The 15223-nt window shown below is 67.6% G+C and carries 15 protein-coding genes; 8 read left to right on the top strand and 7 right to left on the bottom strand.

Going from position 1 to position 15223, the window contains the following annotated elements; translation table 11 throughout:
- The 3 genes from C5F48_RS08455 to C5F48_RS08465 all read right to left on the bottom strand — a co-directional run.
- Positions 1–447: ferritin family protein (locus C5F48_RS08455; protein WP_308812747.1), on the bottom strand; the 447-nt coding region annotated here is incomplete at its 3' end.
- Positions 448–544: 97 nt separating this feature from the next.
- Positions 545–1333 (bottom strand): exodeoxyribonuclease III, encoded by a 789-nt coding sequence (locus C5F48_RS08460; protein ID WP_107663472.1) that lies wholly within the window; start codon positions 1331–1333, stop codon positions 545–547.
- A gap of 264 nt (positions 1334–1597) precedes the next feature.
- The gene (locus C5F48_RS08465) at positions 1598–2284 is read right to left on the bottom strand and encodes a response regulator transcription factor (RefSeq protein ID WP_107663473.1); all 687 of its coding nucleotides are present in this window, start codon (positions 2282–2284) and stop codon (positions 1598–1600) included.
- Positions 2285–2433: 149 nt separating this feature from the next.
- On the opposite strand from C5F48_RS08465, the gene ribA reads away from it, so the two are divergent.
- Both ribA and C5F48_RS08475 read left to right on the top strand, forming a co-directional pair.
- Positions 2434–3522, top strand: a complete 1089-nt coding sequence (gene ribA, locus C5F48_RS08470; RefSeq protein ID WP_107663474.1) for a GTP cyclohydrolase II — start codon at positions 2434–2436, stop codon at positions 3520–3522.
- On the top strand, positions 3519–4019 hold the full coding sequence (locus C5F48_RS08475) for a L,D-transpeptidase family protein (protein ID WP_107663475.1): 501 nt from the start codon (positions 3519–3521) through the stop codon (positions 4017–4019). The genes ribA and C5F48_RS08475 overlap by 4 nt, the downstream gene beginning before the upstream one ends.
- Before the next feature lie 84 nt (positions 4020–4103).
- Here the strand turns inward: C5F48_RS08475 and C5F48_RS08480 are convergent, their stop codons facing one another.
- Positions 4104–4754 (bottom strand): YggS family pyridoxal phosphate-dependent enzyme, encoded by a 651-nt coding sequence (locus tag C5F48_RS08480; RefSeq protein ID WP_107663476.1) that lies wholly within the window; start codon positions 4752–4754, stop codon positions 4104–4106.
- Between the two features lie 141 nt (positions 4755–4895).
- A complete protein-coding gene (locus tag C5F48_RS08485; protein WP_170139537.1) occupies positions 4896–5867 on the bottom strand; it encodes a porin in 972 nt (323 codons plus the stop codon).
- A gap of 289 nt (positions 5868–6156) precedes the next feature.
- Here C5F48_RS08485 and C5F48_RS08490 point away from each other — a divergent pair, with 289 nt between their 5' ends.
- From C5F48_RS08490 to C5F48_RS08510, 5 genes are all read left to right on the top strand, one after another.
- On the top strand, positions 6157–6678 hold the full coding sequence (locus tag C5F48_RS08490) for a DUF3576 domain-containing protein (RefSeq protein ID WP_107663516.1): 522 nt from the start codon (positions 6157–6159) through the stop codon (positions 6676–6678).
- 111 nt (positions 6679–6789) lie between these two features.
- The gene (gene leuS / locus C5F48_RS08495; RefSeq protein ID WP_107663478.1) at positions 6790–9387 is read left to right on the top strand and encodes a leucine--tRNA ligase; all 2598 of its coding nucleotides are present in this window, start codon (positions 6790–6792) and stop codon (positions 9385–9387) included.
- Positions 9374–9865 carry an LPS assembly lipoprotein LptE gene (gene lptE, locus C5F48_RS08500; protein ID WP_107663479.1) on the top strand — a complete coding sequence of 164 codons (492 nt, stop codon included), beginning with the start codon at positions 9374–9376 and terminating at the stop codon, positions 9863–9865. Before leuS ends, lptE begins: the two co-directional genes overlap by 14 nt.
- A complete protein-coding gene (gene holA, locus C5F48_RS08505; protein ID WP_107663480.1) occupies positions 9862–10860 on the top strand; it encodes a DNA polymerase III subunit delta in 999 nt (332 codons plus the stop codon). The genes lptE and holA overlap by 4 nt, the downstream gene beginning before the upstream one ends.
- Before the next feature lie 129 nt (positions 10861–10989).
- Positions 10990–11700 carry a hypothetical protein gene (locus C5F48_RS08510; protein ID WP_107663481.1) on the top strand — a complete coding sequence of 237 codons (711 nt, stop codon included), beginning with the start codon at positions 10990–10992 and terminating at the stop codon, positions 11698–11700.
- Positions 11701–11702: 2 nt separating this feature from the next.
- Here C5F48_RS08510 and C5F48_RS08515 read toward each other — a convergent pair whose 3' ends face one another.
- A complete protein-coding gene (locus C5F48_RS08515) occupies positions 11703–12848 on the bottom strand; it encodes a TIGR03862 family flavoprotein (RefSeq protein WP_107663517.1) in 1146 nt (381 codons plus the stop codon).
- Between the two features lie 665 nt (positions 12849–13513).
- Here C5F48_RS08515 and C5F48_RS08525 point away from each other — a divergent pair.
- A complete protein-coding gene (locus C5F48_RS08525) occupies positions 13514–14542 on the top strand; it encodes a LacI family DNA-binding transcriptional regulator (protein ID WP_107663483.1) in 1029 nt (342 codons plus the stop codon).
- Here C5F48_RS08525 and C5F48_RS08530 read toward each other — a convergent pair.
- On the bottom strand, positions 14539–15141 hold the full coding sequence (locus tag C5F48_RS08530; RefSeq protein ID WP_107663484.1) for a LysE family translocator: 603 nt from the start codon (positions 15139–15141) through the stop codon (positions 14539–14541). The two genes, C5F48_RS08525 and C5F48_RS08530, sit on opposite strands and share 4 nt — an antisense overlap.
- Positions 15142–15223 lie beyond the last annotated feature (82 nt).

Genomic DNA, 15223 nt, shown 5'->3' on the forward strand with positions numbered 1-15223 from the left:
GCGCTCGTGCCCGGCCTCGGCGGCGGCGAGATCGCCCAGGAGCTTGCGTGTGCCGGCATCGGTGACCCGGGTGGCGGCGGTCTCGTAGAACTGCCGCGCGCTCGCCTCCATGTTCCAGGCCTCGGCGCGGATCGTCTCCAGCGAGAGATTGGCCATCAGCCAGACCGGCTTGCGCGCTTCGGCCCCCGCGACATGCTCGCGCCGGATCAGCGGGATGGTCTCGCCAAAGCGCCGACGATGCAGCTCGATCAGCCGCTGCCGGTGCCCGTCCTCCTCCGCCGCCATCCCCTCGAACACTGCCGCCGAAGCCGGATATTCCGCCCTCAGCCGCTCGGCATAGCCACGGTAGATCCGGGCATCGTCCTCCTCGGAGGAGATGGCCAGCGCGAGGATCTCCTGCTCGGACAGATCCTTGAAGCGGCGGCGGGAGGACAGTCCGGGGATCATGGCGGCTCCGTGGTTTAGAATGATTCCAAACTACGCGAAAGCGCGCAAAAGGCAAGGCGGCAAATCCGCCCGCCCGCGTCGTGTCTGGTCGAAATGCTTACAAATCGAAGGTCGCGAACACCGGCGCGTGGTCCGAAGGCTGCAGCCAGCCGCGGGCGCTGCGCAGGATGCGGCTGTCGTGGGCGGCGTTGACGATGTCGGGCGTGGCCCAGATGTGGTCGAGCCGCCGGCCCTTGTCGGCCAGATCCCAATCCGCCGCCCGATAGGACCACCAGGAATAGAGCTGCCCCTGCGGGATGTCGTGGCGGGTCACATCGATCCACTTGCCGGCCTCCATCACCGCGTTCAGGTGATCGACCTCGACCGGCGTGTGGCTGACGATCTTCAACAGCGCCTTGTGGTTCCAGACGTCGTCCTCGCGCGGGGCGATGTTGAGATCGCCGACCAGGATCGCGCGGTCCGGCGTCTCCCAGCGGCACCAGTCGCGCATCTGCGTCAGGTAGTCGAGCTTCTGGCCGAACTTGGCGTTCAGCTCGCGGTCGGGGATGTCGCCCCCCGCCGGAACATAGCAGTTGTGGATCGTCACCCCGTTCTCCAGCCGCGCCGCGACGTGGCGGGCATGGCCGAGCTGGGCGAAATCGCGGTCGCCCGCGTCCATGATCGGCAGTTTCGACAGGATGGCGACGCCGTTGTAGCCCTTCTGGCCGCGCGCCACGGCGTAGCGGTAGCCGAGGTCGTGGAACACGTTGAGCGGCATCTTCTCCACCGGCGACTTGCACTCCTGCAGGCAGAGGATGTCGGGCATCTCCTCGCCCAGCAGCCGCGTCACCAGGCCTTCGCGCAGGCGGATCGAGTTGATGTTCCATGTGGCGAGGGTGAAGGTCATGCGGGCTCCTGTGCTCTGCGCGCAGGATAGCGGCGGCCCGACGTCTGTACCACCCGAAACGGGCGCAAACCGTCAACCGGCGTGAGCGGGCGCATTCAATTGCGCCGCGTCCTTCAAATGAAAAAAGGCCGGGCACAAGGCCCGGCCAGGTCCAACAGGGAGGGTGCCGCGTCAATCGTCCCCGACGCGACAAGGGGATCCGTTTTGCAGAAGACCGGCTGCGCAATTGAGATCCTGAATTACAATCTGCGCATCAAATCCGATTCATGCAACAAGTCTGTATCCGCCGGATTCCGTCACCAGCAGACGGGCATTGGAGGGATCGGGTTCGATCTTCTGCCGCAGCCGGTAAATATGCGTCTCCAACGTATGGGTGGTGACCCCGGCATTGTAGCCCCAGACCTCGTGCAGCAGCACGTCGCGGGCGACGACGCCCTGCGAGGCGCGGTACAGGTACTTCAGAATATTGGTTTCTTTTTCCGTCAGCCGGATCTTCTTGTCCTTCTCGTCGACCAGCATCTTCTGCGAGGGTTTGAACGTGTAAGGCCCCAGCTGGAACACCGCGTCTTCGGATTGTTCATGGGTGCGCAATTGCGCCCTGATGCGGGCCAGCAAAACCGGAAACTTGAAAGGTTTTGTCACATAGTCATTGGCGCCGGCATCCAGCCCTAAAATGGTGTCGCTGTCCGAATCGTGACCGGTCAACATCAGGATCGGGCATTTCACCCCGGCCTTGCGCATGCGGCGGCACAATTCGCGGCCATCGGTATCCGGCAGGCCGACATCGAGAATGACCAGATCGTAAAGCGCGGCCTTGGCCTTCTCCATGCCCTCGGCCCCGGTGCTCGCCTCGAACACGTCGAAATCCTCGGTCATCACCAGCTGTTCGCTCAGCGCCTCGCGAAGGTCGTCTTCGTCGTCCACCAGCAGGATCTTGCGTAGGGATGCCATGGCGTCCTCCTTTGTTCTGGCTATCACATGCGCGTGCCTCACCGCTGCGACAAGTTGTGCGACCGATTTCTCACGCCCTCGTGTCGGAAAGCGGGGAAATGTTTCAATTCCCTTCAGCCGCGGCTAGACAGGGCGGGAAAGGACCGCCCATGCCGCTTGCTCCGAGCATCGTCGAACGTATCGCCCGCGCGCGGGGCGACCTGCGCATGGGCGTGCCCGTGGTGCTGACCGGCCCCGGCGGGGCCGCGCTGGTGGTGGCGGTGGAGGCGCTGGATGCCGCCCGGCTGGCCGACCTGCGCCTCCTGGGCACGCCCGAGCTCGCGATCACCCTGCGCCGGGCCGAGACGCTGAAGGCCCGGGCCTATGACGGCGACCTCGCCCGGCTCGAGGTGCCGGAGACGGCGGGGATCGACTGGCTGCGGGCGCTGGCCAACCCGGTGGATGACCTGCGTGTGCCGATGAAGGGCCCGTTCCAGTCGCTGCGCGGCGGCGCGGCCGACCTGCATCGCGCCGCCATCGCGCTGGCCAAGTCGGCGCATCTGCTGCCGGCGGCGCTGCTCGTCCCCGTCGCCGACGGGCCGACGCTGGCCGCGGCCCATGCGCTGACGCTGCTCGCCCTGTCGGAAGTGGCGCCGGAGCTGCTGCGCGGCTCGCCGCTGCATCCGGTGGTCTCGGCCCGGGTGCCGATGGTCGCCTCGGAGGCCGGGCGGGTGCATGTCTTCCGGCCCGAGGATGGCGGGGCCGAGCATTACGCCATCGAGATCGGCCGTCCCGACCGCGGCGCGCCGGTGCTGGCGCGGCTGCATTCGGCCTGCTTCACCGGCGACGTGCTGGGCAGCCTGAAATGCGACTGCGGCCCGCAGCTGCGCGCCGCCTTGGCGCAGATGGGGGCCGAGGGGGCGGGGGTGCTGCTCTACCTCAACCAGGAGGGCAGGGGCATCGGGCTGGCCAACAAGATGCGGGCCTATGCGCTGCAGGATCAGGGCTTCGACACGGTGGAGGCCAATCACCGGCTGGGTTTCGAGGACGACGAGCGCGATTTCCGTATCGGGGCCGGTCTGCTGAAACAGATGGGCTTCTCGGCGGTGCGGCTGATGACCAACAACCCCAACAAGCTGCGGATGATGGCGGCCAATGGCGTGACCGTGGCCGAGCGGGTGCCGCTGCATGTCGGCCAGACCGAGCAGAACGCGGCCTATCTGGCGACCAAGGCGGCCAAGTCGGGGCATCTGGCATGAAGCGCGGCGATCTGCTGGTGGGGCGCTGGGGCGCATCCTTCGGCGGGCGGCGCTTCGCCTGCTCCATCGGGCGGGGCGGGATCAGCGCGGCGAAGCGCGAGGGGGACGGGGCGACGCCGGTGGGGAGCCATCGCATCACCGGGCTGCTGTATCGCCCGGACCGGGTCGCTGTCTCGGACCTGCCGGAGTGGGCGGTGCCGATCGGGCCGGGGGATCTGTGGTCCGACGATCCGCGCGATCCGGAGTACAACCACATGGTCCGGGCTCCGCACCCCTTCGGCCACGAGCGGCTGAGCCGGGCGGACCCGCTTTATGATGTCATTCTGACCACGGACTGGAACTGGCCCTGGGCGCGGCCGGGGCGGGGGTCGGCGATCTTCCTGCACAGCTGGCGCAAGCCGCGGCATCCGACCGCCGGATGCGTCGCCTTCGCGCGGGAGGACCTGTTGTGGATCGCCAAACGGCTGGCCCCGGAGACGCGGCTGATCGTGCGGTAGCCGCGGCGTTTCACGCGTGAAAATCGGCCTATCCCGTTGATTCCGCAGGATTGCCGGAAATTTCTTCAGGAAGTCTTAACCGTTTCACACCACCCGCGCGCCGAAGATGGCGCTGCCGACGCGGACATGGGTCGCGCCATGGGCGATGGCCTGCTCGAAATCGGCGCTCATGCCCATCGACAGGCCGCTGAGCCCGTTGCGCTCGGCGATGGCGGCCAGTTCGGCGAAATGCGCGGCGGGGGGCTGGTCTTCCGGCGGGATGCACATCAGGCCGCGGATCGGCAGGTCCATCGCCCGGCAGGTCTCGACGAAGCTGTCGGCGTCGTCGGGCAGCACGCCGGCCTTCTGCGGCTCGGCGCCGGTGTTCACCTGCACGTAAAGCGCGGGGCAGCTGCCGTGCTGCTGCGCCAGCTTCGCCAGCTTTTCGGCCAGCGAGGGCCGGTCGAGCGTGTGGATCGCGTCGAACAGGCCGAAGGCGGCCTTGGCCTTGTTGGTCTGCAGCGGGCCGATCATGTGGACCTTGACGGCGCCGAAGCGGTCGCGCAGCGCGGGCCATTTGCCGGCGGCTTCCTGCACGTAATTCTCGCCGAACAGCCGGTGCCCGGCGGTCAGCACCGCCTCGACCCGGTCGAGCGGCTGCAGCTTGGAGACGGCGATCAGCTGCACCGAGCCCGGCGCCCGGCCGGTCTGCACCTCTGCCGCCGTGATCCGTTCGGCAATCGCCTGAAGCCCCATGTCATCCCCCTCTGCGGTTGGCAGGATGGTCCTAGCACGGCGGAAGCGGCGCTGCACCCCCGAGCTGCGCCCCTGCGCCGGAGCGCAGACATGAAAAAAGCGGGCCGAAGCCCGCTTTTCCCAAACCGATCCTTGGAAGGATCAGAAGCTCATCGTGATACCGAAGTCGGCAACGGTTTCGCGATCCGCGTCGGCAGCTTTGGAGCGGGCGATGCCGCCGGCCAGCGAAGCGCCGCCGCCGAGGTCGTAGGCAGCCGCCAGGCCGTAGATTTCCTGGTCGTCAGCGAAGTCTTCCATGTCGGCTTTGCTGTAGGCCGCGACGAAGGTGAACGCGTCCATGCTGTACGTGCCGCGCAGACCGTAGGACTTCACGTCGTAGTCGGCGCCGGTGTCGTTGTTGTCGATTTTGCCGTCGGCATAGAGAGCAGCGATCCCGAAGGCGCCGAAGGTGCCGCCAGCGGCGATGGTCGCGACTTCAGCATCGCCGTCGAAGGGACCGTCCGTCGCCGCGCCGTCGAAGTCGAGGTTCGAGTGCTTGGCGTAGCCGAGGCCAACGTAGGCGTCGCCGAAGTTGTAGCGGCCGCCGATGGCATAGCTTTCGACGTCGTCGCCGTCGCTGGTGTTCGCGTTGTCGATCTTGCCCGAGATGGAGATCGAGAAGGCGTCAGCCGCGTAGGTGTAGTTCACGTTGTGGTCGAGGCTCGAGGCCATGTAGTCGTCGAGTTCGTCGCCGGTGATGTTCTCGGCGATGTCGTCCGAACCGAGGTCGTCCCAGCCGATGTCCGACAGGCCGCCGAGTTCTTCAGCTTCCGGCACGGCGCCCATGCTCAGTTTGCCGAAGGCGCCCGAGATGAAGACGGTGGTGTCGTCGTTGGCCAGGTCGCCGTTGTTCTCGACAATCATGTCGATGGTGGCGCCGAAGGCCAGACCGGTGTCGGTTTCACCCGACATCGCAACGTAGAGAACAGCTTCGCTGTGCGCGGTCGCTTTGTCGTCTTCAAGCGCGCCGTCGTACTTCAGACCCATTTTGGCCTGGCCGGAGAAGCTGACTTCGGCGGCGGCGAAGCCGGCCGAGAATGCGAGCGCGGTGGTCGCAAGCAGAATCTTTTTCATAGTGTTCCCTCGTTTTATCTGGAAGGTGCGGCCCAACTCAGGGGAATCCGAATTGGGTATGGCTTTGTTTCCCGCTTTGGCCCCTCGATTGCAATCTGAACGGCCGGAACCGCGGGAAGAACGCCAGTGTTGGTGCAGCTTTGCCACAGTTTCGTTACCGGCGGAACAATGCCGCGGCGCCGCAAAACAGCTGCCCTCTAAGGCTCGCGCGGCGCGCCCGTGGGGAAAAGCCTTGTTCGGCCCCAAGCGCTCGGCTAGACAGCGGAATATCTGTTGAACGGGGGACTGCATGACCTTGAACCGCCTTGCGCGCGCCGCCATCGCCGGTGGTCTCGGGCTTTCTCTGGCCAGCTGCGGCGGCGGCGCCAACCCGCCGGTCAACGCGACGACCTACATGAGCCCCGGCCAGATGGAAGAGCTGGGACCGGAAGAGGTGCAGCGCCTGTCGCAGCAGGGCGCCCGCAAGCGCTCGACGCTCTGGGACCTGTTCAGCAACGTCGATGACCCGAATGTCACGGTCGAGGTGAACAAGTATCTCTGGAATGCCTCGCTGGAGGTGCTGAACTTCCTGCCCATCGAATCGGTCGATCCCTTCACCGGCGTCATCGTCACCGGCTATGGCCGTCCGCCGGGCGGCGGCCGCGCCTATCGCGCCACGGTCTATGTGCAGGACCCGGCGCTGGACGCGCGGTCCCTGAAGGTGGCGCTCGAGTCGCAGGGCGGCCCGGTGTCGGCCGAGACCCAGCGCGCCGTCGAGGATGCGATCCTCAGCCGCGCCCGCCAGCTGCGTATCCGCGACTCCAAGCTGTAACTCCGGCGGGGCCTCTGCGCCCCGTCCGGCCAAGAAGAAGCAGGGCGCGGCTCTGGACCTCGGGGCTTGGGTCGGTGTAACTGCGCCATCCGCCAGACGCATGAGGCCGCCATGTCCTACGATCCCGCCGCAACCGAAGCCAAGTGGCAAGCCGCCTGGGAGGCTGCGGAGGTGTTCCGCGCGCGGCGCGACCCGGCCAAGCCGAAATATTACGTGCTGGAGATGTTCCCCTATCCGTCGGGGCGCATCCACATGGGCCATGTGCGCAACTACACCATGGGCGACGTGGTGGCGCGGCAGAAGGCGTCCGCCGGCTATTCCGTGCTGCATCCGATGGGCTGGGACGCTTTCGGCATGCCGGCCGAGAATGCGGCGATGGAGCGGGGCGGCCATCCGAAGGACTGGACCTACGGCAACATCGACGTGATGCGCGATCAGATGAAGCCGCTGGGCCTCTCGATCGACTGGAGCCGCGAATTCGCCACCTGCGACCCGGAATATTACGGCCAGCAGCAGGCGATGTTCATCGACATGCTGGAGGCGGGGCTGGTCTATCGCAAGAGCGCGGTGGTGAACTGGGACCCGGTCGACATGACCGTGCTGGCGAACGAGCAGGTGATCGACGGCAAGGGCTGGCGGTCGAACGCGCCGGTGGTGCGGCGCGAGCTGACGCAGTGGTTCTTCCGGATCTCCGACTATTCCGGGGAATTGCTGGAGGCGCTGGACGGGCTGAAGGACTGGCCGGAGAAGGTCCGGCTGATGCAGGCCAACTGGATCGGCCGGTCGCGCGGGCTGCAGTTCGCCTTCTCGCTGGTCGATGCGCCGGAGGGATTCGACCGGCTGGAGGTCTATACCACGCGGCCCGATACGCTTCTGGGGGCGTCCTTCGCCGGGATCTCGCCGGATCATCCGCTGGCCAAGCATCTGGAGCGCGACAATCCCGAGATCGCCGAATTCGTCGCCGAATGCCGCCGCATCGGCACCTCGGAGGAGGCGCTGGAGAAGGCCGAGAAGCGCGGCATGGATACCGGCATCCGGGTGCGGCATCCGTTCGATACTTCGGTGGAGCTGCCGGTCTATATCGCGAACTTCATCCTGATGGATTACGGCACCGGGGCGATCTTCGGCTGCCCGGCGCATGACGCGCGCGATTTCGAATTCGCCACGAAATACGGCCTGCCGATCCCGCCGGTCTTCGTCGCCGAGGGCGCCGGGGAAGCGCCGCTTGCCGAGGCCTATGTGCCGCTGAAATCCGAGAAGGTGCGCTACATCCGCGGCTTCGCGGGGCAGGAAGTGCAGACCGGCGAGGAGGCGGTGAACGCCGCCATCGAATTCTGCGAGTCGCAGGGCGTGGGCCGGGGCGTCACCAACTACCGCCTGCGCGACTGGGGCATCAGCCGGCAGCGCTACTGGGGCTGCCCGATCCCGGTGATCCATTGCGAGACCTGCGGCGTCGTGCCCGAAGCCAAGGAAAACCTGCCGGTCCGCCTGCCCGACGATGTGAGCTTTGACATCCCGGGCAACCCGCTCGACCGCCATCCGACCTGGCGCGACTGCACCTGCCCGAAATGCGGCGGCCCGGGGCGGCGCGAGACCGACACGATGGATACCTTCGTCGACTCGAGCTGGTATTACGCGCGCTTCACCGCGCCGCATGCCGCGACGCCGACCGATGCCGAAGACGCCGATTACTGGATGAACGTCGACCAGTATATCGGCGGGGTGGAGCATGCGATCCTGCACCTGCTCTACTCGCGCTTCTTCGCCCGGGCGATGCACAAGACCGGGCACCTGCCGGCGAAGGCGATCGAGCCGTTCAACGCGCTGTTCACCCAGGGGATGGTGACGCACGAGATCTACAAGAAACCTCAGCCTGTTGAATTCACGGCCTACACGGCGAGCGGAGAAAAAGCTGAGTTCACGTCTCTCAAAACGCAGTACTATTTCCCCGAAGAGGTGGACCGTGCAACCCGCACCGTTATTTCCACGGGCGAGCCGGTGGAGGTGATCCCCTCGGCCAAGATGTCGAAATCGAAGAAGAACGTGGTCGATCCGGTGTCGATCATCCAGTCCTTCGGCGCGGATACCGCGCGCTGGTTCGTCATGTCCGACAGCCCGCCCGAGCGCGATGTGGAATGGACGGCCTCCGGCGCCGAGGCGGCCTTCAAGCACATGGGCCGGGTCTGGCGTCTGGCCGACGAGATCGGCCGCGCCGATGCCGCACCCAATGCCGAGGATACGGTGCTGGAGCGGGCGACGGCGCGGGCCATCGCCGAGGTGACCGCCGGGATCGAAGGCTTCGCCTTCAACAAGGCGGTGGCCAAGCTTTACGAGTTCACCAACACGCTGAACCGCTCCCCCGCCGGGGCCGCGGCGAAGAAGCAGGCGATGCTGACCATGGCGCAGCTGATGTCGCCGATGGTGCCGCATCTGGCCGAGGAGATCTGGGCGATGCTGGGCGGGCAGGGGCTGGTGGCGCAGGCCGCCTGGCCCAAGGCCGATCCGGCGCTGCTGGTCGAGGACACGGTCACCCTGCCGATCCAGATCAACGGCAAGCGGCGCGCGGAAATCACCGTGCCGAAGGACATGCCGATCGCCGAGGTTGAAAAGCTGGTGCTGGCGGAGGAGACTGTGGTCAAGGTGCTGGCGGGCAGCGCCCCGAAGAAACTCATCGTCGTGCCGGGGCGCATCGTCAATGTCGTCATCTGACCGCCGCAGCTTCCTGCTTCTGACCGCCGGCGCGCTTGCCGCCTGCGGTTTCCAGCCGGCCTATGCGCCGGGTGGCCCGGCGGAGAAGCTGCAAGGCGCGATCCGGGTGAATGATCCCGGCGACAAGAACGGTTTCGACCTGGTGGAGCGGCTGGAAGAGCGGATCGGCCGCCCCGACGCGCCGCGCTACGCGCTGAGCTACAGCATCGCCACCAATCCGGTGGGAATCGGCGTGACCACGAGCAACTCGATCAACCGCTACAATCTGGTCGGCAGCATCGACTGGGCGGTGACCGAGACCGCCAGCGGCGCCCGGGTCACCGGCGGCACGGCGCGCAGCTTCACCTCCTATTCCGCCACCGGATCGACCGTCGCACTGATCTCGGCCGAGCAGGACGCGGCCTATCGGCTGATGCGCATCCTCGCCGACCAGATTGTTGCCCAACTGATCGCCACCTCCGGGCGCTGGCTCAGATGATCCTGCGCGGCATCGAGGCGACGCGCTATTTCGCGAAACCCGATCCGGCGAAGACGGGGCTTCTGATCTTCGGCCAGGACGCGATGCGGGTGGCGCTGAAGCGGCAGGAGGTTGTGGCGGCGCTGATCGGCCCGGAGGGGCCGGCCGAGATGCGGCTGACCCGGCTGCCCGCCGCCGACCTGCGCAAGGACCCCGCCGCCCTGCTGGATGCGCTGACCGCGACCGGCTTCTTTCCCGGCCCGCGCGTGGTGCTGCTGGAAGAGGCGGGCGATTTCGCCACGGCGACCATCGGCGCGGCGCTGAAGGACTGGCGGCCCGGCGATGCGCAGCTGGTGGTGACGGCGGGCGGGCTGACCGGAAAATCCTCGCTGAAAAAGCTGTTCGAGGCGCATCCCAACGCCTTCGCCGCCGGGCTCTACGACGATCCGCCGAGCCGCGAGGAGATCGAGGCGACGCTGAAGGCCTCGGGGCTCAGCGGCATCGACGCGGCGGCGATGGCCGACCTTTCGGCGCTGGCGCGGGATCTCGACCCGGGCGACTTCCGCCAGACGGTGGAGAAGATCGCGCTCTACAAATGGGGTGATTCCTCGCCGCTCAGCTCGGCCGACGTGGCGGCGCTGGCCCCCGCCTCGATCGAGGCCGAGGTGGATGATGTGCTGCATGCCGCCGCCGATGGGCGGCGCGACGAGATCGGCCCGCTGATGCGCCGGCTGGAGGCGCAGGGCGCGAGCCCGGTCACGCTCTGCATCGGGGCGATGCGGCATTTCCGCGCGCTGCATCAGGCGGCGGCCGGTGGCGGCGGCGGGCGCCCCGCCTTCTTCGGCCCGCGCAAGGAGCAGATGCAGCGCCAGGCGCAGCGCTGGGGCATGTTCCGGCTGGAGCAGGCGCTGGCCTTGCTGCTGGAGACCGACCTGACGCTGCGCTCGGCCAGCCGCGCGCCGCAGATGGCGCTGATGGAGCGGGCGCTGATCCGGCTGGCCATGCTGCCGCGCTGAGCCGGGCGGAAACGCGCCAATCATGCCGCCGCCCTGCGACAGGGGGCCGGGCGGTGAATCTGCAGGGTGATTTGCGAATCGCCCTGTGCTAAACCGAAGATCCAAGACCAAAAAAAGACGGAGCAGTCGATGAACAGGCACCTTACCGGGATCGCGCTTGGCGCGTCCCTCGCATTCGCGATTCCGGCCCATGCGGTCGAACTCACCGGCGCCGAAGTGGGCGCCTCGCATTCCTTCTTCGTCGACGACACCTCGGTGTCGAAGACCACGCTGCAGGGCTCGGCGGAGCTCGGCTTCGGGCCGATGTTCGGGGTGCAGGGCGATCTGGGGATCAACTGGCTGAACGAGTCGGACGAGACCGCGACCAGCGCCACGCTGCACGGGCTGTACCACGTCAACGACCAGACCTCGCTCGGCCTGTTCTACGGGTCGGACAAGCTGGATGGCGAGCATCGCGACTATTACGGCTTCGAGGTCGGCCAGAAGGGCCCGAGCTTCGACGTCGAGGCCTATGTTGGCCGCGGCGAGGATTCGGGGCTGACCGGCACGATGATGGGCGTCGAGGGTCGTTTCGCCGTTTCCGGCGCCTTCGGTCTGGGCGGCAAGCTGCAGAACGCCGATTTCGACGATGACGCCTCGATGACCCGGGTCGGGCTGACCGGCGATTACACCATGCCGAACGGCATGGGGCTGACCGCCGAACTCGGCCGGCTGAACTCGGATGGGCTGGGGGTCGGCGACGAGACCTATGTCGGCATCGGCGCCAAGATGAGCTTCGGGCCGAACCAGGGCGTGACCTTCGGCAAGCGCGGGCTGCTGGACGTTCTGCCGGGGCTCTGAGCCTAGAGGCCTGCCGCCGCCCGCCCGGCCCAGCGTCCGCTGGCCAGGCAGGCGGTGAGCAGATAGCCCCCGGTGGGGGCCTCCCAGTCCAGCATCTCGCCGCAGGCGAAGGTGCCGGGCAGGGCGCGCAGCTCCAGCCCCTCCGTCAGGCTGGCGCGCGTGATGCCGCCGGCGACCGAGATCGCCTCGTCCAGCGGGCGCGGCCCGGCCAGCGGCACGGGCAGCGCCTTCAGCCGCTGCGCCAGCGCCGCACCTTCGGGCAATGGGCGGGCGAATTCCTGCACCAGCGCCACGGCGACGGGCGAGAGGCCGAGCTTGCGCAGCCGGTTCGCGGCGCTGTCCTTGGCCTTGCCTTGGGCCAGCCGCGCGGTAAGTTTCGCCTCGGTGAGGTCGGGCAGCAGGTCGAGACGCAGCGCGGCGCCGTCGCGCAGCTCGCGCGAGACGGCATAGATGCCGCCGCCCTCCAGCCCCCGGGCCGAGACCACGAATTCGCCGCGTTCGCGCCGGTCGCCTGTGCAGAGCGCGGCGCCCTTCACCGGGTTGCCAAAGTGCCGGGCCATATGCGGCGACCAGTCGACGAGGAAGCCCATGTTGGCCGGTCGGAACGGCGCGACCCCGACGCCCTTCGCCTCGAGCCAGGGCGCCCAGGCGCCGTCGGAGCCGAGCCGCGACCAGCTGGCCCCGCCGAGCGCCAGCACCGTCACCCGCGCCTCGATCCGCTGCGGCCCGTCGGGCGTGTCGAAGCCCTCGCCGGTCCAGCGCCAGCGCGGCCGGATCTCCCCCCCCAGCGTCGCCAGCCGGGCGAGCCAGGCGCGCAGCAGGGGCGAGGCCTTCATCGCCACGGGGAAGACCTTGCCGGAGGAGCCGGTGAAGACCTCCTGCCCCAGGCCGCGGGCCCAGTCCTGCACCTCCTCCGGGCCGAAGGCGTTGAGCATCGGCCGCAGCCAGTCGGCGGCTTCGAAATAGTGGTCGGCGAAGAGGTCGAGCGGTTCGGCCTTGGTCAGGTTCAGCCCGGATTTTCCGGCCATCAGCAGCTTGCGCCCGACGCTCGGCTTGCCGTCGCAGACCACCACCCGCCGCCCGGCGCGCGCCAGCTCCTCGGCCGCCATCAGCCCGGCGGGGCCGGCCCCGATCACCAGCGCATCGATCATCAGCGGCCCTCCTGCATCGCCCCTGCATAGCGGAGCTGCGGCGGCAGGAAAAGCGGGCCTCAGGAAAGGGGGAGGATTTGGAGATGGTGTCCGCGGCGGGATTCGAACCCACGGCCCCAGGATTCATACCACTTCGACTTTCGCCGCCCCCCTTTCGGGAGTTCGTGGTCTGGACTGTCCCTTCACCATCGACGCGAACGTCCTTAGGTGCTGCCCGTCCAGTCTCTACACCTTCCCGGCGGGCCGGGCTTGGCTCGGGATTGGCCTGGCGCCACGGCGCTTTAGCGTTCCCCGACTTTGAGCAGATCCGTTGCGCGGTTTCCCCTCGCAACGCCCAATTACACTAGGAATCCTGTGCTCTATCCAGCTGAGCTACGCAGACATCATCTCCGGCCCATTGCATAAACCGGATGCCGGCGTTCGGCAACAGGGCAACTGCGCGGCGGGATGTCGGGGATGGGGAAGGCAAGGGGGAGTGACTTTTGGCCCACCACTCCCCCTCTGGTCCGTCGCGTCGTCTTTGGAGAGCTTGCATGACGCGCAGGATGAGGTCGCCACCAGAGGGTGGCCGTTACCGCTAACATAGCGCGAGATCGGCCCTTGGACAAGCCCCGCCTTTGGCGCTAACAAGAAAATGAACTTGCAGGAAAGGCCCTTGCCCCTTGGCCAAAGACCCCGTCCCCCGCCGCACCCTGACCCTGCGCGACGTGTCCGAAGCCTCGGGCGTCAGCGAGATGACGGTCAGCCGCGTGCTGCGCAGCCGTGGCGACGTTTCCGTCAGCACGCGCGAGCGGGTGCTGGAGGCGGCGCGGGCGCTTGGCTATGTGCCGAACAAGATCGCCGGGGCGCTGGCCAGCCAGCGGGTGAACCTCGTTGCGGTCATCATCCCCTCGCTGTCGAACATGGTCTTTCCCGAGGTGATGACCGGGATCTCCGACGTGCTGGAGGATACCGGGCTGCAGCCGGTGGTCGGGGTCACCAACTATTCGCCCGAGCGCGAGGAGAAGGTGCTGTACGAGATGCTGTCCTGGCGGCCCTCCGGCGTCATCATCGCCGGGTTGGAGCACACGCCGGCGGCGCGGGCCATGCTGCAGAACGCGGGCATCCCGATCGTCGAGGTGATGGACATCGACGGCACGCCGGTGGACAGCGCCGTCGGCATCTCGCATTTCCGCGCCGGGCGGCACATGGCGGCGGCGATCGTCGCGGCGGGCTATCGCAGGATCGGCTTCCTCGGCACGATGATGCCGCATGACCACCGCGCGCGGAAGCGGCTGGAGGGCTTCGAGGAGGAGCTGGCGAAATCCGGTCTTGAGGTGCAGGACCGCGAGTTCTACTCCGGCGGCTCGCAGCTGTTGAAGGGGCGCGAGATGACCGAGGCTATCCTGACCCGCAGCCCGGATCTGGATTTCCTGTATTACTCCAACGACATGATCGCGGCGGGCGGCTTGCTCTACTGCCTGCACCACGGCATCGACGTGCCGGGCAAGCTGGGCCTCGCCGGGTTCAACGGGGTGGAGCTGCTGGAGGGTCTGCCCTGCCGGCTGGCGACGATGGACGCCTGCCGCCACGAGATCGGCCGCCGCGCCGCCGAGATCATCGCGGGCCAGCACGAGGCGGGCGCGACCGGCGGCATCATCACCGAGCTGGAGCCGAAGCTGCAACCGGGCGACACGATCCGGAGCACTTAGGCGCGTTCCAACGCCAGCCGCGCGCCCAGACCGGCGAAAGAGGCGGCGAAGGCGCGGCGCAGCCAGGTCATCACCTGCGGGCTGGACAGGATCGCGCGGCGCGAGCTGGCGACCAGCAGCACATAGCCGACGAAGGTGACGAAGGTCATCGCGGTGAAGACGAGGCCGAGCTCCACCAGCAGTCCCGCGGGACTGCCGGCAGGGATGAACTGCGGAAGGAAGGCGACGAAGAACAGGGGCAGCTTGGGGTTCAGCAGGTTCAGCAGGACGCCGCGCCAGATGATCCGCCCCGCTGTCCCCGGCTCGGCCGCGTCGATCCGCATCCCGCCGGAGCCCTGCAGCGTGGCCCAGGCCATCCACAGCAGATAGGCGACGCCGGCGAATTTCACGAGCTGGAACAGCACCGCGCTGGTGTGCAGCACCGCGGCGAGCCCCGCCATCGCCGCTACCATGTGCAGCGCCGTGACCAGGGTGCAGCCGAGCGCGGCCAGCACTCCGGCGCGCATTCCGCCGCCCAAGGTCATCGACAGGGTGTAGACCACGCCGATCCCCGGCGAGACGCAGACGATGAAGGCGGTCAGCAGGAATTCCGGGCTCATGTGGCGATCCTCCGGTTATGAGCGGAGGATGCGCGACAAAGGGCCCTTGCGGCAAGGGGTTTCACCGTCGCATTCGCCGCAC

Source organism: Cereibacter changlensis JA139, assembly GCF_003034985.1.
In the GTDB taxonomy this organism is placed as follows: domain Bacteria; phylum Pseudomonadota; class Alphaproteobacteria; order Rhodobacterales; family Rhodobacteraceae; genus Cereibacter; species Cereibacter changlensis.